At 43.7% G+C, this 22,841-nt stretch carries 25 protein-coding genes and 1 riboswitch; of the genes, 6 read left to right on the forward strand and 19 right to left on the reverse strand.

From position 1 onward, the window contains the following. The first annotated feature begins 3 nt into the window (after nt 1–3). Entirely contained in the window at nt 4–1,281 is a 1,278-nt protein-coding gene (aroA, locus tag JSY38_RS01390; RefSeq protein WP_114412854.1) for a 3-phosphoshikimate 1-carboxyvinyltransferase, read from the forward strand. A gap of 163 nt (nt 1,282–1,444) precedes the next feature. Here aroA and JSY38_RS01395 read toward each other — a convergent pair whose 3' ends face one another. The 7 genes from JSY38_RS01395 to rsmI all read right to left on the reverse strand — a co-directional run bounded on the left by JSY38_RS01395 (nt 1,445) and on the right by rsmI (nt 9,078). Continuing rightward, a complete protein-coding gene (locus tag JSY38_RS01395) occupies nt 1,445–1,927 on the reverse strand; it encodes a Spy/CpxP family protein refolding chaperone (protein WP_114412856.1) in 483 nt (160 codons plus the stop codon). A gap of 208 nt (nt 1,928–2,135) precedes the next feature. Beyond that, entirely contained in the window at nt 2,136–3,308 is a 1,173-nt protein-coding gene (gene thiH / locus JSY38_RS01400) for a 2-iminoacetate synthase ThiH (protein ID WP_205114885.1), read from the reverse strand. Continuing rightward, entirely contained in the window at nt 3,305–4,081 is a 777-nt protein-coding gene (locus tag JSY38_RS01405) for a thiazole synthase (RefSeq protein ID WP_114412859.1), read from the reverse strand. Before JSY38_RS01405 ends, thiH begins: the two co-directional genes overlap by 4 nt. 1 nt (nt 4,082) lies before the next feature. Continuing rightward, nucleotides 4,083–4,280, reverse strand: a complete 198-nt coding sequence (thiS, locus tag JSY38_RS01410) for a sulfur carrier protein ThiS (RefSeq protein WP_114412860.1) — start codon at nt 4,278–4,280, stop codon at nt 4,083–4,085. Beyond that, entirely contained in the window at nt 4,277–5,812 is a 1,536-nt protein-coding gene (gene thiE / locus JSY38_RS01415; protein WP_205114886.1) for a thiamine phosphate synthase, read from the reverse strand. Before thiE ends, thiS begins: the two co-directional genes overlap by 4 nt. 15 nt (nt 5,813–5,827) lie before the next feature. Next, nucleotides 5,828–7,855: a phosphomethylpyrimidine synthase ThiC gene (thiC, locus tag JSY38_RS01420; RefSeq protein WP_205114887.1), complete on the reverse strand. Its 2,028-nt coding sequence runs from the start codon at nt 7,853–7,855 to the stop codon at nt 5,828–5,830. A gap of 181 nt (nt 7,856–8,036) precedes the next feature. Continuing rightward, nucleotides 8,037–8,141: riboswitch (TPP riboswitch) on the reverse strand. A 76-nt stretch (nt 8,142–8,217) separates the two neighbouring features. Next, nucleotides 8,218–9,078: a 16S rRNA (cytidine(1402)-2'-O)-methyltransferase gene (rsmI, locus tag JSY38_RS01425; RefSeq protein WP_239544104.1), complete on the reverse strand. Its 861-nt coding sequence runs from the start codon at nt 9,076–9,078 to the stop codon at nt 8,218–8,220. A gap of 113 nt (nt 9,079–9,191) precedes the next feature. On the opposite strand from rsmI, the gene JSY38_RS01430 reads away from it, so the two are divergent. Genes JSY38_RS01430 through JSY38_RS01440 form a run of 3 tightly spaced genes read left to right on the forward strand, consistent with a single transcriptional unit; the run spans nt 9,192 to nt 11,891 of the window. After that, on the forward strand, nt 9,192–10,958 hold the full coding sequence (locus JSY38_RS01430) for a penicillin-binding protein activator (protein ID WP_239544106.1): 1,767 nt from the start codon (nt 9,192–9,194) through the stop codon (nt 10,956–10,958). Continuing rightward, the gene (locus JSY38_RS01435; RefSeq protein ID WP_205114890.1) at nt 10,909–11,292 is read left to right on the forward strand and encodes a YraN family protein; all 384 of its coding nucleotides are present in this window, start codon (nt 10,909–10,911) and stop codon (nt 11,290–11,292) included. Before JSY38_RS01430 ends, JSY38_RS01435 begins: the two co-directional genes overlap by 50 nt. Before the next feature lie 5 nt (nt 11,293–11,297). Continuing rightward, nucleotides 11,298–11,891 (forward strand): SIS domain-containing protein, encoded by a 594-nt coding sequence (locus JSY38_RS01440; protein WP_114412868.1) that lies wholly within the window; start codon nt 11,298–11,300, stop codon nt 11,889–11,891. Between the two features lie 89 nt (nt 11,892–11,980). Here JSY38_RS01440 and JSY38_RS01445 read toward each other — a convergent pair whose 3' ends face one another. The 5 genes from JSY38_RS01445 to zapE form a co-directional block, all read right to left on the reverse strand. Next, nucleotides 11,981–12,361, reverse strand: coding sequence for a ClpXP protease specificity-enhancing factor (locus tag JSY38_RS01445; RefSeq protein ID WP_205114891.1), 381 nt, complete (start codon nt 12,359–12,361; stop codon nt 11,981–11,983). A gap of 92 nt (nt 12,362–12,453) precedes the next feature. Further along, on the reverse strand, nt 12,454–13,086 hold the full coding sequence (locus JSY38_RS01450; RefSeq protein WP_114412870.1) for a glutathione S-transferase N-terminal domain-containing protein: 633 nt from the start codon (nt 13,084–13,086) through the stop codon (nt 12,454–12,456). 328 nt (nt 13,087–13,414) lie between these two features. Then, entirely contained in the window at nt 13,415–13,807 is a 393-nt protein-coding gene (gene rpsI, locus JSY38_RS01455) for a 30S ribosomal protein S9 (RefSeq protein ID WP_114412871.1), read from the reverse strand. Nucleotides 13,808–13,821: 14 nt separating this feature from the next. Beyond that, nucleotides 13,822–14,250: a 50S ribosomal protein L13 gene (rplM, locus tag JSY38_RS01460; RefSeq protein WP_113917669.1), complete on the reverse strand. Its 429-nt coding sequence runs from the start codon at nt 14,248–14,250 to the stop codon at nt 13,822–13,824. Nucleotides 14,251–14,402: 152 nt separating this feature from the next. Then, on the reverse strand, nt 14,403–15,503 hold the full coding sequence (gene zapE, locus JSY38_RS01465; RefSeq protein WP_205114892.1) for a cell division protein ZapE: 1,101 nt from the start codon (nt 15,501–15,503) through the stop codon (nt 14,403–14,405). 130 nt (nt 15,504–15,633) lie between these two features. On the opposite strand from zapE, the gene JSY38_RS01470 reads away from it, so the two are divergent. Next, a complete protein-coding gene (locus JSY38_RS01470; RefSeq protein WP_205114894.1) occupies nt 15,634–16,089 on the forward strand; it encodes a Z-ring associated ZapG family protein in 456 nt (151 codons plus the stop codon). 45 nt (nt 16,090–16,134) lie between these two features. Here the strand turns inward: JSY38_RS01470 and JSY38_RS01475 are convergent, their stop codons facing one another. After that, nucleotides 16,135–16,896, reverse strand: a complete 762-nt coding sequence (locus JSY38_RS01475) for a Nif3-like dinuclear metal center hexameric protein (RefSeq protein WP_114412874.1) — start codon at nt 16,894–16,896, stop codon at nt 16,135–16,137. Nucleotides 16,897–16,913: 17 nt separating this feature from the next. Between JSY38_RS01475 and JSY38_RS01480 the strand changes: the two genes are divergently transcribed. Further along, a complete protein-coding gene (locus JSY38_RS01480; RefSeq protein WP_205114895.1) occupies nt 16,914–17,966 on the forward strand; it encodes a S1C family serine protease in 1,053 nt (350 codons plus the stop codon). A gap of 17 nt (nt 17,967–17,983) precedes the next feature. On the opposite strand, the gene JSY38_RS01485 is transcribed toward JSY38_RS01480, so the two are convergent. The 6 genes from JSY38_RS01485 to JSY38_RS01510 form a co-directional block, all read right to left on the reverse strand. Next, nucleotides 17,984–18,535, reverse strand: coding sequence for an SRPBCC family protein (locus JSY38_RS01485; protein WP_205114896.1), 552 nt, complete (start codon nt 18,533–18,535; stop codon nt 17,984–17,986). Continuing rightward, a complete protein-coding gene (gene hisD, locus JSY38_RS01490) occupies nt 18,525–19,844 on the reverse strand; it encodes a histidinol dehydrogenase (RefSeq protein ID WP_205114897.1) in 1,320 nt (439 codons plus the stop codon). The genes JSY38_RS01485 and hisD overlap by 11 nt, the downstream gene beginning before the upstream one ends. Beyond that, entirely contained in the window at nt 19,845–20,489 is a 645-nt protein-coding gene (gene hisG, locus JSY38_RS01495) for an ATP phosphoribosyltransferase (RefSeq protein WP_205114898.1), read from the reverse strand. It abuts the gene before it with no gap. A 1-nt stretch (nt 20,490) separates the two neighbouring features. Next, a complete protein-coding gene (gene murA / locus JSY38_RS01500) occupies nt 20,491–21,753 on the reverse strand; it encodes a UDP-N-acetylglucosamine 1-carboxyvinyltransferase (protein WP_114412879.1) in 1,263 nt (420 codons plus the stop codon). 26 nt (nt 21,754–21,779) lie between these two features. Further along, nucleotides 21,780–22,016, reverse strand: coding sequence for a BolA family protein (locus JSY38_RS01505; protein ID WP_114412880.1), 237 nt, complete (start codon nt 22,014–22,016; stop codon nt 21,780–21,782). A gap of 204 nt (nt 22,017–22,220) precedes the next feature. After that, entirely contained in the window at nt 22,221–22,838 is a 618-nt protein-coding gene (locus JSY38_RS01510) for an MlaC/ttg2D family ABC transporter substrate-binding protein (RefSeq protein WP_205114899.1), read from the reverse strand. Between the last annotated feature and the right edge of the window lie 3 nt (nt 22,839–22,841).

The following is a 22,841-nucleotide window of genomic DNA, read 5'->3' on the forward strand; positions in this document are numbered from 1 at the left end:
ATAATGAATTCAATTACGCTAGGCCCTCTTTCCAAAGCAAATGGAGAGATTCAGATCCCAGGTTCCAAAAGCCTTTCAAACCGCATTTTATTGCTAGCAACGCTAGCAAAAGGCACCACGAAAATCACCAACCTACTAGACAGCGACGACATTCGCCGCATGCTAGAAAGCCTAACTAAATTAGGCGTCAACTATTCTCTAGAAAACAACGGCACAACCTGTGTACTAGAAGGCCTTGCTGGGCCGATTCAAGCTGATTTCGGAGACCTATTTCTGGGTAACGCCGGCACAGCCATGCGCCCTTTAGCCGCGGCACTTTGTCTAGGCAAAGGCGAGTTCTACCTACATGGTGAACCACGTATGCATGAACGCCCAATTGGTGACCTAGTTGATGCCTTAACAGCTCTCGGTGTTGATATCGCTTACGAAGGCGAGAAGAACTATCCGCCTTTACGAATTAAAGCGAACGGCCTATCTGGCGGTGAAGTGTCTATTAAAGGAAACATCTCAAGCCAATTCCTAACCGCTATTCTAATGAGCGCGCCATTGGCGAAAGGTGACTTAACCATCAAAGTAGATGGTGAACTAGTTTCCAAGCCATACATAGATATCACCCTGCATGCCATGAAGCAATTTGGTGTCGACGTTGAAAACCAAAACTACCAAGCATTTGTGGTAAAAGGTCAACAAACCTACCAAAGCCCTGGTGAAATAATGGTAGAAGGTGACGCCTCTTCTGCGTCTTACTTCCTAGCCGCAGCAGCTATTGCTGGTGGAAAAATCAAAGTTCATGGCGTTGGCACTGACAGTGTACAAGGCGATGTAAAATTTGCGGAAGTACTCGAAAAAATGGGCGCTAAGATCACTTATGGCCCAACTTGGATTGCCGCAGAACATAACGAACTTAATGGCATTGATCTAGACATGAACCACATCCCAGATGCAGCCATGACTATAGCGACTACTGCCCTTTTTGCAAAAGGTACAACGACGATTCGCAACATTTACAATTGGCGTGTAAAAGAAACAGACCGTTTGTACGCCATGGCAACGGAGTTGAAAAAGCTCGGTGCTGATGTAATTGAAGGCGAAGACTTCATTACCGTCACGCCCATTGAGAAACTACAACATGCCGCCATCGATACTTATAACGATCATCGCATCGCTATGTGTTTCTCGCTGGTTGCTTTTTCAGATACACCTGTAACTATCAACGATCCGGGCTGCACATCAAAAACCTTCCCAACCTATTTTGAACTGTTCAACACCGTTGCGAGCTAAGTTTTAAAAAGGCACAAGCCTTATTAAAATCCACTTGTTTGAACAAAAATAGTAAAAGCCAAATCCCTATCAAGGATTTGGCTTTTTTTGGTCAAAAAAAAGCCCCTGCATTTCACTGCTGGGGCAAGGCTCTCAATACAAAGGGAAATGTATTAATGAAATATTACGATTGTGGCTGTACTGGAGTTTCCAGCTTTTCAATTTGCTGAGGCGTCAACAACTCATAAAGGCCTGCACGGTTCTTTGCATAAGCCACGGTCAGATCTTCTGTTAGCTCACCACTTTTTTCTGCAAGATCATCCACCTTATCCATGTAGCCTTTAGAGCCTGGTGATAAACTACTTATCTCCATTTGAGTCGTTTGTAACTGCTCTTGAATTTTACGAATTGCCTTACCGTCTTTTTCAAAAAGGTCAGACACTTTGGTTTGAGTTTTTTCATCCAAACCTAGCTGCTGCGCGATGCGACTTGCCAGTTGTTCATGGCTTGGTGCAGTATTGATTGGAGCGCTTTGCACCGCTTCACCTTTAGACATATCGCCCTGAGGCGTTTTAGTTTCTGCAAATGCACTGACGGCTACGCCAGTAATAATCGCGGCACTTAAACCAATCGCACCCATCATTCCTGCTTTTTTACGATTAAACATAGTTAGCTCCTTACGCTCTGTTTCCTGTTTGAATGAAATCCATTATGTCGATTTATCTGTCAAACAGTGCCAAAGAGAGTGAATCGAGATGCACAACTTGTCATGAGAACGTAAAGGAAAGTGCGCATTCACCGTTTTTTCCTAATAAGCGAGCAAACCTGAACATATTCTTAGAAGTGCGAATGATTGGCTTTACGATCATCCACATTTAAATGTAAGAAAGCGCTGGATCCCAATCTTTCCAGACCACTTCGCGCCCCTGTTGACGAATCATCTCCATGATTTCTGCAACTGGCCTTTCGTCACTGATCTCAAATTGCTCTAAGGCTTCCAGAGAATCATCCGCGTATCCACCCGGTTGGGTTTTCGACTCCGCACTCATGGTGGTAAAGCCCATACGCATCGCATGATGGCGGAATTCAGGGGACTCACGAGTAGACAAGCTCATTTCCAAATCTCGATCAAACAAGCGCCACGCAGCAATAAGCTGAACTAATTGACGATCTGAAATGACTGATTTGGGAACGATCCCACCCTCACAAGGACGAATACGCGGGAACGCCACACTAAATCGGCTGCGCCAGTAACGCTTTTGCAAATGCCGAAGATGATGCGCCATCATCACGGAGTCCGTACGCCAATCCTCCAAGCCAAGTAACACACCCAAGCCAATTTTATGGATACTTGCTTGCCCGATTCGATCCGGCGCGTCTAGTCGATAGTTGAAGTTGGATTTGTTGCCGCGTAAATGATGCTCAAGATAGGTTTTTCGTCGATAAGTTTCTTGATAAACCAGCACACCATCTAAGCCAATACCTTGTAGCTGTTTGTATTCGTTTGCATCTAATGGCTGAACTTCCATGGAGAGCTGACTAAAATGCGGCTTGATAAGCGGAATCATGCGCTCAAAGTAAGGCATAGAGACTTTATTGGTTTCTCCTGTCACCAGGAGAATATGGTCAAAGCCTTTGCCTTTAATCGCTTCGATTTCCTTTCCTAGCTGGGTTTCATTTAAAGTGAGACGCTTAATCGCGTTGCTCATAGAAAAACCACAATAGGTACATTCGTTCGCGCAGGTGTTAGACAAATACAAAGGCGCAAACAAACTCACCGTTTTACCAAAGCGTTGCAAAGTAAGCTGCTCGCTTTTCGCCACCATTTCCAGCAAATACGGCTCTGCGGCAGGAGAAATCAAGGCTGCAAAATCATCCACATCCAACTTGCTTTTGCTCAAGGCTCGCAACACATCTTGCTCAGTTTTTTCTTGATGCGACCGTGTCACTTCCTGCCAATCGGCATTTTCAACAAACTCGCTGAATTGACCTTTCGTAGCAGGACTTTGTTCTAGCATGCGAATTTTTTGACTGGCTCCTTCTATCATGACAGAGCCCCAATGAAGTCCGTCAAAGGGCTGGTGGCATTCGCTTGCAAGCGTTTTTCCCCCAAACCCGATTCATAAGCCATACGCCCTGCCTCCACAGCAAGTTTAAAGGCCTTGCCCATTTGAGCCGGTTGCTTAGCGACGGCCATGGCCGTATTTACCAATACCGCATCCGCACCAATCTCCATCGCTAAAGCAGCATCAGATGGCGCACCAATCCCTGCATCCACAATCACAGGCACCCTACTTTGCTCAATAATAATTTCCAGAAAAGGACGACTCGCCAACCCCATATTCGAGCCAATAGGCGACCCCAGCGGCATAACACATTGACAGCCCACTTCTTCCAATCGCTTACAAAGCACGGGGTCGGCATGAACATAAGGCATCACCACAAAGCCTTTTTTGATCAACTCTTCAGCGGCCAATAGGGTTTCCATACCATCTGGCATCAAATAACGCGGATCAGGATGAATCTCCAACTTCACCCAATTGGTTTCTAATGCCTCACGAGCAAGTTCAGCGGCAAATACCGCTTCTTTCGCGGTGCGCGCACCAGACGTATTAGGCAATAATTTCATCCCCTGTTGCAGCAAAGGCTGAAGAATGTTGTCCGTCTGATTTTTTAAATCCATACGACGTAACGATAACGTGACTAACTCACTCTCACTAGCGTTTAAAGAATCCATCATGGCATCGGCACTGGCGTACTTGCCAGTTCCGGTAAAAAGCCGAGAATGAAATTCGTGTCCAGCAATAAATAAAGACGACATATTAGCCTCCTGCAATCGATTCAAAAATAAATACCTGACTCTGCTCATTCAGCTCCGTACTAGACCACAAGCTTTTTGGCACCACTTGCTGGTTAATCGCAATGGCAATACCCTGCTCGCTTTTGCCTAATTGAGTAAGCAAATCTTGGAGCGTCTCTCCAACAAACTCATGAGACGCATCGTTCAACATAATCTTCATTGCTCGCCTCCTTTATTTCTTTGAGTGTTCGAGTGCTGTTCAAACGACCTAATGAGTAATTGTGTCGCTGCTTCTGGATCAATCGCTTTAGTGATGGCTGTCACCAAGGCAACACTATCGACGCCCGTATGCGTAACGCTCGGCAATCGTTCGGCATTGATACCACCAATGGCCACAGTCGGAAACGCGCCTTTTAATAAAGTTGCGTAATGGACCAGTCGACTTAAGCCTTGTGGCTGAGATGGCATATCTTTGGTTTGTGTTGGAAAAATATGACCCAAAGCAATGTAGCTTGGTTGGATAGATTGAGCTCGAGCAATTTCATAGTAGCCATGGGTACTGATGCCGAGTCGCAGCCCTGCAGCTTGGATTTTCGCTAAATCCGCCACCTCCAAATCTTCCTGACCGAGATGAATGCCATAAGCGCCAAAAGCGATGGCCTGCTGCCAATAGTCATTAATAAAGACTTGCGCGTCGTACTCTTTACCCAAGGCAATCGCCTGTTGGATTTTACTTTCTAGATCTGCGTCGTCAGGGTCTTTGATGCGCAACTGAGCGATTTTCACGCCTTGCTTTAACACTCGTTCCAACCAATCCACAGAATCAACAACGGGATACAAGCCCATTTTTTTGAGGTCCATCTTGGCAAAAGGCCGTTTTGTTGGCGCCTTTGTGCTCATGTTTGGTGAAACAATCGCTGGAAGGTTTTCAATCTGAAGAGGCCAACCAGGTCGACCCAATGAACCAATTCCTTTGCCTATTTCCACGCCTGTTTTCAAGGCACCAGTGATATAAGCTTGCGCCATAGTCATCGCATCCAAAAGATCGTAGCCATGAGCAATAAAGCTCGCTAATGCTGTCGACAAGGCGTTGCCTGTGCCACGGGTGTTTTGTACAACCAGTCTTTCGCATGCGAAACCAATGATAGAATCCCGGTTCACTAGCCAGCCTGTTGCCTTCTCTGAATCTAATTGACCTGATTTCAGCAACCAAGCACACTTGGACGACGATAAATACGCAGCCAACTGACCTTGTATATCAACCACTGACTGTTGAGCTGATAAACCTGTCAGCCGTTCAAACTCCATCAAATTGGGTGTAATGACATCCACATAAGGCAGCACTGATTCCAATAAAGACGCTGCGACTGAGTCTTGCAGCAATCGATCTCCCAACTCGCTGCTCGCCGCCATAACGGGATCAAAGACAACCAACACAGCAGGAAAGTCTGCTTTAACACGCTTCAACCAAATCGAACAGGCTTTTACTATCTCAACGGATGGTAGCAAGCTCACTTTAATAGCATCTGGCGGTACGTCGTCGAGCAAGGTTTGCCACTGCTCATCGAACATGGACAAAGAAACAGGCTCGACGATGCGCACTTCTTTGGAGTTTTGCGCTGTGATGCAAGTGACGATGGTTTGCACGTGGCAACCTAAATCTTGCCCTGTGTGTAAATCCACTTGAAGTCCAGTGTGGGCGGACGAGTCCGACTCGCCCACGCACCAGACCACAGGAGGTTTTATAGACATATATCCTCCTTTCGCTTACAGCGATTCTTCTTTTGATTTATTTGACGTTAATTTATCTGTGGTTAACTTATCTGTGGCTAAGTAGACATCACTGCCTAGTTCACGAAAATGCTCAGACATTTGCTGCATACCGGCGTTCGCTTCTAAAGCACTCACATCGATTGCCTGTGTGCCTTCTAACTCTTTTGCACTCTCTAGCCCTTTTGCATAGTCGCGAACTTCTTGGGTGATTTTCATCGAACAGAATTTTGGCCCGCACATGGAACAGAAATGCGCAACTTTACCAGAGGCCTGCGGCAATGTTTCATCGTGATAAGAACGGGCGGTTTCAGGGTCTAACGACAGGTTGAACTGATCTTCCCAACGAAACTCAAACCGTGCTTTCGATAAGGCGTTGTCTCGAATTTGCGCCCCAGGATGACCCTTGGCCAAATCCGCTGCATGAGCGGCGATTTTATAGGTAATTAAGCCTTGCTTAACGTCTTCTTTGTTTGGCAACCCAAGATGCTCTTTTGGCGTCACGTAGCACAACATGGCACAGCCATACCAACCGATTTGCGCTGCCCCAATACCAGACGTGATGTGATCGTAACCCGGAGCAATGTCTTGTGTTAATGGCCCTAACGTGTAAAAGGGTGCTTCGTGACAATGCTTCAGCTGCTCGGTCATATTCTCTTCGATAAGCTGCATTGGCACGTGCCCCGGCCCTTCGATCATCACTTGCACATCGTACTCCCAAGCGATTTTTGTCAACTCGCCCAAGGTGCGAAGTTCCGACATTTGTGCTTCGTCATTGGCATCCATGATAGACCCCGGACGCAAGCCATCACCAAGCGACAAGGCCACATCGTATTGCGCGCACAACTCACAAATCTCGCGGAAGCGCTCGTACAAGAAGCTTTCTGTATGGTGCGCCAAACACCATTTCGCCATGATAGAACCACCGCGAGACACGATGCCCGTCAGGCGTTTAGCCGTCATGGGCACATAGCTCAGCAAAACGCCGGCGTGAATGGTAAAGTAATCCACACCCTGCTCCGCTTGCTCGATCAAAGTATCCCGAAAAACATCCCAGTTCAGATTTTCGGCCACACCATCGACTTTTTCCAAAGCTTGATAAATAGGTACAGTACCGATTGGCACTGGCGAGTTACGCAAGATCCATTCGCGGGTTTCGTGAATGTTTTTACCTGTCGATAAATCCATTACTGTATCTGCACCCCAACGGGTCGACCACACTAGTTTTTCTACTTCTTCTTCAATGGAAGATGTCACGGCAGAGTTACCAATATTGGCATTCACCTTCACTAAGAAGTTACGACCAATGATCATGGGCTCGGATTCAGGGTGATTGATGTTGTTAGGGATAATGGCGCGACCTCTTGCCACTTCATCACGAACAAACTCTGGCGTAATGCGTGTTTGCAGGTTCGCCCCAAAGCTTTGACCTGGGTGCTGCTTCAACAACAATTCGCTTTTGATCGCATCGATATTTTGATTTTCACGTAAAGCGATGTATTCCATTTCTGGCGTAACAACACCTTGACGAGCGTAATGCATTTGCGTCACACACTTGCCTTGGCGCGCTTTGCGTACTTTAGGTAACTCTTTAAAACGCAATTCATCCAGAGCCGAGTTTTCTAAACGTGATTGCGCAAATTCTGACGACACACTGGGCAACACCTCGGAGTCATTACGCTTGTCGATCCAAGAAGCACGCATTGGCGCCAAACCACGATACACATCGATATTTTCGTGCGGATCTGCATATGGACCAGAACAATCGTAAACATAGATGGCTTCATTGGGTTCGAAAGTCAGGTTATCTGGATCAGAACCAATCGGTGTATCGGTTAAGTTGATCTTACGCATAGGAACGCGAATCGAATCGTCTGATCCGCTCAAATATATGCGCTCAGACGCTGGAAAAGGCTTGGCTTGTAATGATTCGATAAAAGACTTGGCGGCTTGGCGCGTTTCTTCTCGAGTCTGTTTTTTAGACTGTTTGCTTGGTTTTTTTTGAGGTTCATTAGTAGTCGACATAGCACTTCCCTTATTTAAAAAATGGAGAATTGCTTGTCTGGGGTGCTGTTTTACAGGCAAACGCACTACTGGCGTTAATTTGCAAAACATGAACCCTGAATTTTATTAGGAAAGGATGCTGTAGACATATGACCGCATCGATTCCATAAAAATCAGGAGTTCATTCGATGCAGAAAAGAAAAATAGAGACTTTCTTGTTTCCTACGCGGGTATTAGCCCGATCAGGTTCTGCGGATCCCGCATTTAATTATGCGATCTCAGCCAAATGGCACTCCGACAAGTAGGGCTGAGTATACCCAGTCTTATCGGAATGTAAACACCCACATTTTCAGCAAGTGTTTGAGGAACCAATCAACGAAAAACTACTCGGCTTGCATTTCCAGCGCCATTTTATAGAGGTAATTTTTCTTCTCACCCGTTAATTTAGCCGCCATGGCTGCCGCTTGCTTAACCGGTAAATCTTCTAACAAAATCGTCAGAATACGCTTCGCTTCTAATTCGGCTTCATTACCGCTTTCTTGCGTAAAACTCAGCATAACGACAAACTCACCACGCATTTGGTTGGCATCTGCATCGAACTTGGCAAGTATTTCTGAGGCCGTTCCGGATAAAAACGTTTCAAACGTTTTCGTTACTTCCCGCGCTAAAACCAGCTGAGCATCCTCACCATAGACTTTTTGTACATCCGCAATGGAGTCATAAACTCGGTGGGTAGACTCATAAAAAACCACGGTGCCAGTTTGCTTCTTCCAAGATTCAAACAAGTCACAACGACCTTTGGATTTAGCTGGTACAAAACCCGCAAAAAAGAACTGATCAGTAGGCAAACCAGAAGCACACAATGCTGAAATCAACGCACAAGCACCAGGGATCGGCACAACTTTATGACCTTGCTCTCGCAATGCATGCACCACGTGATAGCCAGGATCTGAAATAAGTGGCGTACCCGCATCAGAGACTAAAGCGACACTTTTGCCTTCCTCTAATAAGCTGGCAACGTAGTTAGCTTTATCTTTTTCATTATGGTCGTGAATTGAAAATAGCTTCGCTTCAATCGCAAAATGATTGAGTAAGCGGCGAGTGTGTCGAGTGTCTTCTGCCGCGATATAGTCTACATTGCGTAAAGTTTGCTCTGCTCTCTTACTGAAATCATCTAGATTGCCAATTGGAGTGGCAACTATGTACAGCGACCCTCTCGCATCATCAGAACTATGTGGTACCATGTTGCCTCTTTTATTTGTCATTTTATAAGCTTATGAGCCTAATTAATTACCGCATCATATCATTAACTCTTTGCAGTGTGCTGCTAAGCGCCTGTAATTCCATGAATTTAAACATGGAACAACAAACTGCAGCTCAGAAAGCAAACGCAGGGCAAGAGAACAGCTTGCCAGCAAGCATATACCATCCAAGAAAAACGTCTGATGTTTCAGAGTCACTGGCTAAAAGCTTCTCCTCTGCAAGAATGTTTTACGAACAAGGTGAATACCAGCAGGCGTTAGATCTACTTGAAAACGACGTACTGACCACGACCTCATCGCTTCGCTTTGCTGGATATTTATTAGCAGCACAAGCCGCCTCTCAACTAGATAACTCAACGGCTGCCATGAATTATTTAGTCCAAGCAGATGCCTTGGCCGCTGCTCGTCACCCTGACAATCAAAACACGCTAAAAGAAACCAAAGCCAGTATCTTAGAATACTTCGGTAACTGGTTAGATGTGGTCAATCTGCGTATGGACTTGACTTTCAACCTGCCACTGAATGAAGGCGAAGACAATCAAGCTAAATTATGGTTAGCAATTCAAAACCTGACCAAGAATGAAGTTGACGAACTGTACCAGCAGAAAACGCCTCTTTTGAATGGATGGCTAACCATCAGTGGAATTTTACGCAATCAGTCACTTTCAATCGAACAACAGCTAAAAGTATTCGACAACTGGAAAGCAGAAAATCCAAACCACCCAGCTGCACTATCACCACCACAAGACTTTCTGATAATGGCATCTGTTGGCCAAATGACGCCTGAAAAAATTGTGTTATTACTCCCTATGAGCGGACCATTAGAGCGTGCTTCCCAAGCCATTGTGGATGGCTTTTTTGCCAGCTATTACAATCAAAAAGAAGCAAAGCCAAAAGTTGTCATTATCAATGTAGAGGACTACTCCAATATATCTGATGCTTTGGATGCCGCAAACGAGATACAGCCAGATGTTATCATCGGCCCTCTTCAAAAAAATAATGTGGCGCAGATTAGTCGCTTAAATTTGCCTATCCCCGTGATTGCACTCAATCAGCTAGATGTTAATCAGCACCCTAAGAACTTGTTCCACTTCTCTCTCAGCCCTGAAGATGAAATTCACGAAATCATCGCCTTTGCCAAAAAAGAAAGCGCTAATAAAGCTGCTATTTTAAGCATTCAAGACACATGGGCACTAAAGCAAGGGGATGATTTTCGAGCCGCTGCAGAAAAAGAAAATGTGGACCTAATTTCAAACCAAACCTACGCTAACACGCCGAAAGGCAGACAAGAGGCAATACAAAAATTACTCTTGATCGATGAGAGTTTTGCCCGCCGAAGACTGATTGAGAGGTGGACTGGAACCAATGTAGATAGTATCGCAAGGTCTCGAGAAGATCTTGATTACGTTTACTATGTAGGCAAGTTAAATGATGCTAAGCAAATTAGGCCTTTATTAGATTTCTACTTTGCCGAAAAAATCCCTATGTTGGCCAGCAGTACTCTTAATGATAGCGCTCCTGAAAAATCAACCAAGCCTGAAGACATTGAGCGCATACTCTTTACAGAACTCCCTGCACTCACCCCTAAAAATACGGCATTGAGTGCATTACCGAAAAATCAAAGTTCAAACATTTTACGACGCCTACAAGCATTGGGAGCAGATTCGTACCTATTAGCCAACAAGTACAAGCTGTTCGCCTTACTCCCAAGCACCAAAGTTTCTGCAAATACTGGCATTATAACGATCGATGAAAATGGTATTTTTCATAAAAGACCTGAAATCATGACCTACCGAAAAGGAAATTTGGTATATGCAAACAGTCAGCAGTTTTTTGAACAGAAGGAAAGCCTCGAAAAATAATGGCAAAAAAGCAGAGCAACTTGCTGAGGCCTTTTTAAAAAAAGAAGGGCTTCGCTTTGTTGAAAGAAATTTTTTCTGCCGTATGGGTGAAATAGATTTAATATTTTTAGACAATGAAACTTATATCTTCATAGAAGTGCGCTATAGGGCAAAGCTATTACACGGTAGCGCAGCCGAGAGCTTAAGCGCTTCTAAATTACAAAAAGTCCGCAACAGCGCGGCACTATGGTTACAAAAAAACCGTAAAGAACATCACGCAAGTCGTTTTGATGCAATCTTATTTGACGCAGAAATAGACCGACAACACTTAACTTGGCTGAAAGCAGTATTTTAATAACTATGGATTTTCAAGAAGCAATCTATACACAATTTGCCCAGAGTTTTGAAGCACAACAACAGGCGCTGGAAAGTTTACCCCCTTACATTGAACACGCTGCTAAAGTCATTTTTTCAAGCATTGCCTCCGGCGGTAAAGTGATTTGTGTTGGTAATGGTACGGGATCCCACCTATCGCAATACTTCAGCACCCTGATGCTAGATCGAATGGATAGAGAACGCCCCGGCTTACCTGCCATTTGCCTAAGCGGTGAAGGTGCTGCTTTATTAGCTATAACCCATAACGACAGTTACCACGACGTCTTCTCAAAGCAAATTACTGCATTGGGCAATCCTGGGGACATACTGTTCGTTGTAGCCAACCGTGGCAACACATCCCCTATCATACAAGCCATTCAAGCAGCGCATGAGCGCAAAATGGGGATAGTCGCCCTTACCAGCCCAGAAGCCAAAAACGTTTCATCACTTACGTCACAAGACGATACAGAAATAAAAATAAATCTGCTTGGCACTGCAAGAGTACACGAGTGCCAACTGAGTGTTATCCATATATTAATAGATTTACTTGAACGACAACTTTTTGGCTATGAAGATTAAGAGAATCGAATAAACCTAAATTCAAGACAAAAAAAGAGCCGCTGTTTGCGGCTCTTTTTTTGTCGATAATGTAACACCAATGAAATCTTTTATTTCACTACTTTCAACTGAAAACCCTTTTTAGGCTCCGGTGGCGTCGGCGGAGTTGGTTTATCAAGAAACTCTTCATCCGGAAACACAAAACCGTCACCATTTTCTTTTGCATACAAAGCCAGAGCCGCCGACATAGGAACGTAAACCTGCATAGGCTTACCGCTAAACCTTGCCTCAAAAGAAACAGCGTCTTTATCCATTATTAAGTGCCGCACAGCAGTCATACTAATGTTAAGAACAATTTGTCCATCTTTAACAAACTCTGTAGGAATAACAACGTCTTTTTGCTCAGCATCGACCAAAAGATAAGGAGTCATGTCATTATCAGCAACCCAAGAATACGCTGCATTCAATAAATAAGATCGTTTAGGTAACATTTTCACTCCTACTACATATAAATCTTTGTAAAAAAAAGGAGCTATAACAGCTCCTCTTTTGTTACTAAACAAAGCTTGAGAAGGCTCTCAGCTTAGTCTAAACGCATTTCCTGTTCAGCTTCAGATAAGCTTTCTTGGAAAGATTCACGAGCAAATACAAGGTCCATATATTTATACAGAGCTCTTGCTTGCTCTTTAGGAATCTCTACGCCCAATGCCGGTAAACGCCATAAAATAGGAGCCAAGCAGCAATCAACGATGGTGAACTCATCGCTCATGAAATAAGGCTTCTCTTCAAAGATTGGCGCTACATTTAATAGACCTTCACGCAATTCTTTTTGTGCCTGAGCAACCGCGTCTTTGTCTTTACTAGTCAAAATCAAATCAACTAACTTTGCCCAGTCACGCTGAATACGATACATAAACAAGCGACTTTCAGCGCGTGCTACAGGGTAAACAGGTAGTAATGGTGGATGCGGAAAACGCTCATCCAAATATTCCATCATTACATTTGGTTCGTATAGAACCAAATCACGATCAACCAATGCTGGAAGTTCATTGTATGGATTAACATCAGCCAGTTCGTCTGGCTTGTTAAATGGGTCTACATCTATGATGTCCACTGTGACGGCTTTTTCAGCCAATACAATACGAACTCTATGGCTGTAATGATCCTCTCCATCTGAGAAGAACGTCATTGAGGAGCGCTTTGCAATAACACCCATGTCTAACCCCTATATTGAAAACATCAACGCCCTCTTCGAAGAAAAGGACAAACTATAGTATGGAGACGAAGTAACAAACACATTACACAACTTCGTCACACTAAAAATATTATTTCTACGGTTTAATAACCACGCAGCTTCAGAAAACAAGAGATTTGCAACACCAAGAAAACCTTTTGTTTTATAGAGCCGCTATTCTAACATTTTTTGAAACAATTTTTCTTAGAAAAATCATCACGCTGAACGATAGTAACACTGTATTTATTTCAAACAAAAAAAACGCTTGGCGAATACACCAAGCGTTTTGATAATAATTCCAAAGCGAAAATTAACGCTTAGAGAACTGAGGACGACGACGTGCTTTGCGTAGACCAACTTTCTTACGTTCAACTTCACGAGAGTCGCGTGTAACGAATCCTGCAGAACGTAGAGTACGACGTAGAGTCTCATCGTATTGCATCAATGCGCGTGTGATACCGTGACGGATCGCACCAGCTTGACCAGAGATACCACCACCTTTAACAGTGATGTAAACGTCAAATTTTTCAGTAGCATCAACAAGTTCAAGAGGCTGACGAACAACCATCTGAGCTGTTTCACGACCGAAGTACTGAGAAAGAGTACGGTTATTGATAACTAAGTTACCAGTACCCGCTTTAAGGAAAACACGAGCGGTAGACGTTTTACGACGACCTGTACCGTAGTATTGAGTAGCTGACATAATGATCTTCCGTATTAAATGTTAAGGGCTTGAGGCTGTTGAGCAGCATGTGGATGCTCAGTACCAGCGTACACTTTCATTTTCTTGTGCATTGCACGGCCCAAAGGACCTTTTGGCAACATACCTTTTACGGCGATTTCAAGAACGCGCTCTGGAGCGTGATCAATCAACTTCTCGAAATTCATAGAACGCAAGCCGCCTGGATAACCAGTATGGCGGTAGTATTGTTTAGCAGCTGCTTTGTTACCTGTAACGTGAACTTTCTCAGCATTGATAACAACGATGTAATCACCAGTGTCAACATGAGGAGTATATTCCGCTTTATGCTTACCGCGAAGACGGCGAGCAATTTCAGTAGCCAAGCGACCTAGAGTTTTGCCTTCAGCATCAACCACGAACCAGTCGCGGCGCACTTCAGCAGGTTTAGCTGTAAAAGTTTTCATGAAAAAACCCTATCAATATGCGTGTTCAATGACACGCTATACCTATTATTATTGGTTGGCCGAAAGCAAAGCTTCCGATCAACGTACACTTACCTTTAAAAAGGCGAGCGAAGTATATACCAACCTAATAAAATATGAAAGTCGAAATACTCTTAAGGACGGTGCTCTAAAGACAAATATTCTTCAGATTGCATCTCTAACAATCGGCTCACAGTCCGGTCGTACTCAAAGGCCAACCTTGTACCTGTATATATATCAGGGATTGCCACCTCGGCTGTAAATATCACCTTGACATGACGATCATAAAACTCATCAACCAAGTTAATAAAGCGTCTCGCCAAATCATCACGAGAAGCGTCCATCTGAGGTAAGTTAGAAATAATCACCGTACCATAAAGACGCGCAATTTCGATGTAGTCAATTTGACTTCTTGGGCCATCGCAAAGCGCTTTAATATCAAACCAAGCAAGACTTTCACAACTCCTCAAAAGAGGGATTGTACGTCCCTCAATTTCGACACCACCACCCTCTACAATATGAGACGCATCAGAAATAAGACTCATAAACCTGTCATTTAGCTCCTTATCAGCCGCTTCACTTAAAGGGTAATGATACAGTTTAGCCTGCTTCAGCGTACGCAATCGATAGTCGACACCACCATCAACATTCATTACTTTGGTGTGCTGCTTAACCAGATCAATAGCTGGTAAAAAACGCGCTCGCTGCAAACCATTCTTATACAAGCCATCTGGCTCAATGTTTGAAGTAGCAACTAAGGTAGTGCCATTCTTAAACAACACATCTAGCAAGCCCGCTAATATCATCGCATCGGTAATATCAGTTACAAAAAACTCATCAAAGCACAAAACCTGCGCTTTCGAAGATATTTGCTTACCCACAATCTCTAGCGGATTTTTAACGTCATTTAACTTACGCAATTCCTGATGAACCATCTGCATGAAGCGATGAAAATGCAGGCGTATTTTCTTCTCTGTCGGCAAACAATCAAAAAACGTATCCATTAAGTAGGTCTTTCCTCTACCTACCCCACCCCAAAAATAGAGACCTTGCTCTACAGCAGGTGTTTTTTTCTTTAAAAACCTTCCCAAAAGTCCATCTGAAGGCTTATTAGCCTGATTTGCGACTAAGCGATCAAATAAATCTTGAAGAGCCTCTACCGCTTCTTCTTGAGCTGGATCATAATGGAAGTCTTCTCTGGTCAAATCTTGCTTGTAACGTGTAATGGGTGTCATCGCCGCTCTTATTCGTTCAATTAGGTGAATTGCGTTTATTCTAACAAATTGCGCCTTAAACAACACCTATCAAGCTGTTATCGTAGAAGTGATTTAGCTATAATGGATTATCTGTTTTTTGGAGAAAGTCATGAACTTGGAAGAATTCAACATTATCATATTTATTACTGGCATCATTATTGGCTGCGTTGCCACGCTTTTTGTTAAAAGCCTCAACACAAGACAAAGTAAGCAAACAATATCTAACTCAAGCGTTATCACCATTAAATCGCTACAACAGGAGCTAGACAGCAAACAAGTCATCATTGATAACTTCTTCACTGACAGCAATGAACACCTTATTGCTGCCGAAAAGCGACTAGCAGAATTGAGAAACTGCCTTGCCAGCAATGCACCTCAATTAAGCAATGTTAAAATAGAAAGCCATCAAACCACCACCTCAGTGTTGACAGATGACTCCGAGATAACAGAAGCACCTAGAGATTACGCTCTCAAGAAAGATAAAGAACCTGGCATGCTCAGTGAAAGCTTTGGCCTAGATGATCGAAACAGAGATTCAGATCTAGAACCGAAACGCACTATATAAAAAAAGGGCTTTTTAAAAGCCCTTTTTTACGCTTAACCATCAACATTAAGCAGGATTATCCACATCAATAAAGGTCGCAACTAAGCCACATTCGTCCGACAAATACGCCGCTATAGATTTAGCCCCAAACCGTTCGGTAGCATGATGCCCAGCCGCAATGAAATGAATTCCCATTTCACGAGCAATATGAATAGTCTGCTCAGACACTTCACCTGTAATGAAAACATCTGCCCCAATAGCCACAGCCTGCTCTATATAACCTTGCGCACCTCCAGTACACAAAGCCACTCGACGTATAGGCTGATCACTAACACGCTCAAACAACACACTTCGACTGACCGCTGATTCAACTCGTTGCTGAAAAGCATCAAGTGACATAGCTTCCTCTAACTCACCCACAATACCGATGGACTCCTCGATAGGAACCCCAGTCTGTAGAGCAGATCGACAAGACAAACCAATAGCATCAGCCAAGCCCGCATTATTGCCCAGAGTTGGATGCGCATCCAACGGCAAGTGATAACCATACAAATTGATGTCATGCTTTATTAATGCGGCGATACGGCGATACTTCATACCAACAATACGAGGATCTTCGTTTTTCCAAAAATACCCATGATGAACAAAGATTGCATCGGCCTTTAGTTCAATAGCAGCATCAATTAACGCCTGACTTGCTGTAACACCTGTCACAACACGGTTAATGTCTTTTTTTCCTTCCACCTGCAAACCATTGGGCGCATAATCTTTGAAACGACTTGGACTTAATGTTTCATTAAGCAATAACTCAAATTCACTGCGTAGCAAAGTAACCTCTCACATCTATGAATCAAAAAACTTACTGGGTTTCGGCCATTATCTCCATTCTCACCGGCACTTGTATAGGCCTAGCCGTCTTACTCATTCAAGAGAAACAAAAAACACCTATTACAAGCTACTCTTCACCTGTAAAAGCTGCGACTCCTTCCGTTGTAAATATATACACCCAAGTAGCAGAACCAAAAGCCTTTAACGATGCAAATAAAGTAAAACACAGCATAAATTTAGGCTCTGGCGTTATAGCAACGAAAGATGGATTTATTCTAACCAATCATCATGTCATTCAAAATGCCCAAAGCATTGTTATCGCCCTATATGATGACAGACGCATTGAGGCTAAAATTATTGGTTCCGACCCATCCACAGACCTAGCCGTTCTAAAAATAGAGCTACCCAACTTACCAAATATAAAAATAGGCAACAGTGATGACGTCTTTGTTGGCGACCAAATTCTCGCCATTGGTAATCCTTTCGGAATAGGTCAAACGGTTACCGCTGGAATAATCAGCGCCAAAGGCCGCAATAGCATAGGATTGAATACCTACGAAAATTTCTTACAAACAGATGCCGCTATAAATCCAGGTAACTCAGGCGGTGCACTCGTTAACCTAAAAGGCGAACTGATTGGCATTAGCTCTGCCATCTATTCAAGTACAGGAGGCTCACAAGGGATAGGATTTGCAACACCAGTGGACGACGCGCTTGAGGTTATGGCGGATATTATAGAGCACGGTGAAGTTATAAGAGGCTATCTGGGCATGGACGCACAGAAGGTCACAAAAGCACTAGCTGAAAACTTGTTACTACCTTCAGAGCACGGGCTATTAGTAAGCGATATAACAAAGGAAAGCCCGGCCGAGAAAGCAGGCATAGAAGTTGGAGATATTATTATTGAAATAAACAATATTCCGAGCGAAGATCCATTTCAGATTAGGCATTTAATTGCATCACTAAAGCCCGGCACCAATATTTCACTTGTTGGCATTCGTGGGCAGCAATCCTATCAAACAAATATCATGCTAGAAAAGCAACCCACGATGCAACGCATTAACTATTAATACATTATTTAATAATACTAATTCTGAAGCTCAACTTGCTCTTTTAGACTCTGCAAACTGCGCTCAAAATTACTTCCCGCAATATCATTCGCAAACATAGCAAGATAAGGGCTCAGTAACCCAGTATTCAGACTACCTTCAATAGTCCAGACAACCATAGTTTCACTACCACTATCTCGCAGCTCAATTTGGTTTCGAACTAAATCAACTGCTGGCTTAGGGCGCACATCAAAACGAATAACGGATGATGAAGACTCAACAATTGTCAACAAACCTTGCTCAGCGGTTTCATCGTAAACTAAAGCGACAGAATCACCCTCTTTCAACGCCCCTTCAAAATCAGCAACCTTACCACCCTGAATAAACATCCAGCTCGGCAAACGATCCCCTTGAAGAATATCTCGATAAATAGCATCACGAGAAGCCTGAATAACCACGCTGCGCTCTACTCGATAGTCAGTTGGCATGAAAAATCCAACAACCACTAAAAGCAAAATAACCAACGCAGAAATACGTGTTATTTTTCTGAGCGTATAAAGCGCTGCAGGGTGAGATAAATTACTCACCATTCACACCCTTCAGAATACGATACTCTGCTGACAATGCGTGCGCCTCTAATGATTCACCACGCGCCAAAGGGGAAGCAATTTTCGCTAACTCACTCGCCCCTTCAGGGGAGCAATAAATCAAAGAACTACGCTTTTGGAAATCGTACACACCTAAAGGCGATGAAAAACGTGCAGTGCCAGATGTTGGTAAAACATGATTTGGCCCAGCACAGTAATCGCCTAGCGCCTCTGGAGTATGACGCCCCATAAAAATAGCACCAGCATGACGAATTTTCTCAACCCATTTTTCGGGATCATCCATAGACAATTCTAGATGTTCCGCGGCAACAACATTCGCAATATCCATCGCTTCATCCATGTTCTCAACATGAATAAATGCACCACGACCTTCCAAGGATGCTTTAATAATATCTTTGCGACTTTGCGTTTCGAGCAACTTATTCATTGAGGCCTTTACAGCCTTAAGAAAAGCTAAGTCAGGTGAGATCAGAATCGATTGTGCATCTTCATCATGTTCAGCCTGTGAAAATAAATCCATAGCAATCCAATCAGGATCAGTTTTGCCATCACACACAACCAATATTTCAGAAGGGCCGGCAATCATGTCGATACCAACCACACCGAAAACCATTTTTTTGGCGGTAGCTACGTAGATATTCCCTGGCCCAACAATTTTATCAACCTTAGGAACGCTTTTTGTACCATAGGCCAGAGCTGCAACGGCTTGGGCACCGCCAATCGTAAATACACGATCAACACCAGCAATATAGGCCGCAGCTAAAACGATATCGTTAACTATTCCATCAGGAGTCGGGACCACCATGATGATTTCACCAACGCCAGCCACTTTTGCAGGCATCACATTCATCAACACAGAGGAAGGATAGGCTGCTTTACCACCAGGCACGTAGACACCAACTCGATCTAACGGAGTGATTTTTTGCCCCAGCACAGTACCACTGTCTTCTTGATACTGCCAAGAAGGCTGTATTTGACGCTCATGGTAATTATGAACTCGCTTCGCTGCCGCCTCTAAACTAGCCACCAGCTCTATGCTTACTCGACCTTTCGCTAACGCTAACTCTTCACGGGTAATTTCAAGTTCAGAAGACGATGCAACCTGTCGGCGGTCAAATTGATTGGTAAACTCAATCAGAGCGCTATCGCCTTTAAGACGAACCTGCTCAACAATATTTGCTACCGCTTGCTGAACTCCATTATCAGACACTGAGTCCCACGCAAGTAGAGATTCTAGCTCTGAACGAAACCCTTCAGCTCTAGAAGAAAATTCTCGAATATTCAGACTCAATTACTTACCCTCGTTATCTTCAACCGCTCGTCTTATCATTTCTAAAATAGGCTCAATTTCTGAGTATTTAGTCTTGTAAGCCGCTTTATTGACCACCAAACGCGTACTAATTGGCGCAATCAATTCCCGCGCCTCCAGACCATTCGCTTTTAACGTATTGCCCGTGTCCACTATATCAACAATAAGATCAGCAAGCCCCATGATCGGAGCCAACTCCATCGCGCCATATAGTTTCACAACGTCTGCTTGAACGCCCTGCTCAGCAAAGTACGCTTTCGCAGTTTTGATAAACTTAGAAGCCACCTTCAAACGTCTATTTGGCAAAGGTTGGCCCACAACACCAGCCGTCATCAAACGACATTTGGCTATTTTAAGGTCTAATAGTTCATATAAATTTTTAGTAGAGGCTTCCATCAATACATCTTTGCCCGCCACACCAAAATCTGCCACACCATGATCAACATATGTGGGCACATCCGTTGCGCGCAAAATAACTAATTTTATATGCTCATGATTAGTATCAAATATTAACTTTCGACTTTTACTAATATCTTCAACAGGAACAATATTCGCCTTCTCTAAAAGCGGCAAGGTTTCACCAAGAATACGCCCTTTCGACAGAGCAATCGTTAATGTTTTACTCATATCAATTCAGAACCCGTGAAATTTTCGCACCCAATGCACCGAACTTTTCTTCAATACATTCATAGCCACGATCAATGTGATAAATACGATCAATTTTAGTATCGCCCTCAGCAACCAATGCAGAAAGCACTAAGCTAGCGGAGGCTCGCAAATCTGTCGCCATTACTGGTGCACCTTTAAGACGATCACAACCACGAACAATAGCTGTATTACCATTCACTTCTATATCTGCACCCATACGCAACATTTCGTCTACGTGCATAAAGCGGTTCTCAAAGATATTTTCAATGACTCGGCCAACACCATTAGCAACCGAGTTTAAGGCAACAAATTGCGCTTGCATGTCAGTAGGGAAAGCTGGGTAAGGCGCTGTACTAATGTTCACAGCTTGCGGTCGACGACCTTCCATATCCACTTCGATCCAATCATCACCACAAGTAACCTTAGCTCCCGCCTCCTCCAACTTAGCAAGTACAGCCTCAAGTGATTTCACATCAGTATCAATCACCTTCACTTTACCACCAGTAATTGCAGCAGCAACCAAGAAGGTACCTGTCTCAATACGGTCTGGCATCACCGGGTAGTTAGTACCATGTAGATTTTCAACACCATCAATAACGATAGTATCTGTGCCATGCCCAGTAATTTTTGCTCCCATAGCAATAAGGCATTCAGCCAAATCAACCACTTCCGGTTCACGTGCAGCGTTTTCTAAAATAGTCTGACCATCAGCCAAGGTTGCAGCCATTAGCAAGTTTTCAGTACCTGTCACAGTCACTTTGTCGAAGAAAATGCGCGCACCTTTAAGACGCCCATCTACACTAGCAACAATATCACCACCTTCGACACTTATAGTTGCGCCCATAGCTTCCAAGCCACGCAGGTGCAAATCTACAGGTCGACTACCAATGGCACAGCCGCCAGGTAGAGACACAATAGCCTTACCAAAATGACTTACTAATGGACCTAGAACCAAGATAGAAGCTCTCATGGTTTTAACAAGTTCATAAGGCGCTTCACAATTATTGAGTGTTGAAACATCCAATTGAACACTCATTTTTTCATCTACTACAACGCCACACCCCATAGAACCAAGCAGTTCCAACATGGTCGTAATATCATGTAAATGCGGAAGATTTTTTATTGTGATTAATTCTTTTGTTAGCAAAGTGGCTGCAAGAATTGGCAGCGCAGCATTTTTCGCGCCAGACGCACGAACAACACCATTAAGCCGAGTACCACCGGTAATCAGAAGCTTGTCCATATTTTAAATCTCTTATAATCGCGTTATTACAGCTTATTTTTTTGTTCTGGCGTGTAGGTTTTCATGGTAACGGCATGAATGGCGCCACTGGAAATAGCTTCCTGAAGGTGAGAGTAAACAAGCTGCTGCCTTTTGACAGTTGATAATCCTTCAAACTCACTTGTTACTACCACTACTTGAAAATTACACCCCTCACCTTCTGCGATCACTTCGCAATTAGGAATAGAGGATTCTAAAAGTGCTTTAACTTCACCTGCGTTCACAGTCGCTCCAATAGATTAAATATACATAATTGGCTTTATTCTACCTTAGTACAGCCAACTACTTAACACCTCAAAGCGTAACTCTGAAGAAAAAACTGGCTGTTTTCTAACATTTTAATCTAGGCTGACAATCGAACTGACAAAAAATCCGAACCCACAGAGTGAATTCGGATTTTTAACGTGCTTTATATCAAGGAGGAGAAACTATGACTTTTTAGCTAACGACTCTCTCCAAGCCGAAATAGCCGACTCAATATCATTTCTATTTTGTTCCATCATCACACCAAACTGCTTGCGAAAAGTCAGTCCGAAGTTAATGTTATTGATGACTACATTGCTCAACATCCAATTTCCTTGCTTTGCCTGTTCCATATAAAAAGAAATATTTAGAACACCGCCTGCTTCCATCTGGAAATTAACATCTACCTTTGTTTCCTTTCCTCGCCCCTGAGGCCCCAAGGGCAAAACATTAATTCGATCTGCGTCCAACTCCAAAAGCGATGCGCCATATGTTTTCAGCAAGGTATCTTTGGTCACATTTGCGAAACGGGCTCGCTGCTCTGGAGAAGCTCTACGATAATACTTCCCCATTACCTTTTTTGAGAAATCGTCAAAATCAACAACCTCTTCCAAAATATCATTTACACGCTGTTCAAGTAACGCTGGGTCTTTTGCTAAAACCGCCTTATCAGCAACAATATTCGTTCGAAAAGCCTCAACCACATTAACAACAGTGTTTCTCGCTTCATCTACGTTTGACCATGCAAGATTTGCACTGACCAAGGAAAAAAACACAAGCACGCCTGAAAAAACTCTTAACATAAT

Source organism: Marinomonas foliarum, from assembly GCF_016906065.1.
Lineage (GTDB): Bacteria > Pseudomonadota > Gammaproteobacteria > Pseudomonadales > Marinomonadaceae > Marinomonas > Marinomonas foliarum.

Bases quoted from the DNA above. Each gene is read 5' to 3' on its own strand.
- aroA (WP_114412854.1), top strand. From the start codon at position 4: ATGAATTCAATTACGCTAGGCCCTCTTTCCAAAGCAAATGGAGAGATT.
- JSY38_RS01395 (WP_114412856.1), bottom strand. From the start codon at position 1,927: ATGTTTAATCGTAAAAAAGCAGGAATGATGGGTGCGATTGGTTTAAGT.
- thiH (WP_205114885.1), bottom strand. From the start codon at position 3,308: ATGATAGAAGGAGCCAGTCAAAAAATTCGCATGCTAGAACAAAGTCCT.
- JSY38_RS01405 (WP_114412859.1), bottom strand. From the start codon at position 4,081: ATGTCGTCTTTATTTATTGCTGGACACGAATTTCATTCTCGGCTTTTT.
- thiS (WP_114412860.1), bottom strand. From the start codon at position 4,280: ATGAAGATTATGTTGAACGATGCGTCTCATGAGTTTGTTGGAGAGACG.
- thiE (WP_205114886.1), bottom strand. From the start codon at position 5,812: ATGTCTATAAAACCTCCTGTGGTCTGGTGCGTGGGCGAGTCGGACTCG.
- thiC (WP_205114887.1), bottom strand. From the start codon at position 7,855: ATGTCGACTACTAATGAACCTCAAAAAAAACCAAGCAAACAGTCTAAA.
- rsmI (WP_239544104.1), bottom strand. From the start codon at position 9,078: ATGGTACCACATAGTTCTGATGATGCGAGAGGGTCGCTGTACATAGTT.
- JSY38_RS01430 (WP_239544106.1), top strand. From the start codon at position 9,192: ATGGAACAACAAACTGCAGCTCAGAAAGCAAACGCAGGGCAAGAGAAC.
- JSY38_RS01435 (WP_205114890.1), top strand. From the start codon at position 10,909: ATGCAAACAGTCAGCAGTTTTTTGAACAGAAGGAAAGCCTCGAAAAAT.
- JSY38_RS01440 (WP_114412868.1), top strand. From the start codon at position 11,298: ATGGATTTTCAAGAAGCAATCTATACACAATTTGCCCAGAGTTTTGAA.
- JSY38_RS01445 (WP_205114891.1), bottom strand. From the start codon at position 12,361: ATGTTACCTAAACGATCTTATTTATTGAATGCAGCGTATTCTTGGGTT.
- JSY38_RS01450 (WP_114412870.1), bottom strand. From the start codon at position 13,086: ATGGGTGTTATTGCAAAGCGCTCCTCAATGACGTTCTTCTCAGATGGA.
- rpsI (WP_114412871.1), bottom strand. From the start codon at position 13,807: ATGTCAGCTACTCAATACTACGGTACAGGTCGTCGTAAAACGTCTACC.
- rplM (WP_113917669.1), bottom strand. From the start codon at position 14,250: ATGAAAACTTTTACAGCTAAACCTGCTGAAGTGCGCCGCGACTGGTTC.
- zapE (WP_205114892.1), bottom strand. From the start codon at position 15,503: ATGACACCCATTACACGTTACAAGCAAGATTTGACCAGAGAAGACTTC.
- JSY38_RS01470 (WP_205114894.1), top strand. From the start codon at position 15,634: ATGAACTTGGAAGAATTCAACATTATCATATTTATTACTGGCATCATT.
- JSY38_RS01480 (WP_205114895.1), top strand. From the start codon at position 16,914: ATGAATCAAAAAACTTACTGGGTTTCGGCCATTATCTCCATTCTCACC.
- JSY38_RS01485 (WP_205114896.1), bottom strand. From the start codon at position 18,535: ATGGTGAGTAATTTATCTCACCCTGCAGCGCTTTATACGCTCAGAAAA.
- hisG (WP_205114898.1), bottom strand. From the start codon at position 20,489: ATGAGTAAAACATTAACGATTGCTCTGTCGAAAGGGCGTATTCTTGGT.
- murA (WP_114412879.1), bottom strand. From the start codon at position 21,753: ATGGACAAGCTTCTGATTACCGGTGGTACTCGGCTTAATGGTGTTGTT.
- JSY38_RS01510 (WP_205114899.1), bottom strand. From the start codon at position 22,838: ATGTTAAGAGTTTTTTCAGGCGTGCTTGTGTTTTTTTCCTTGGTCAGT.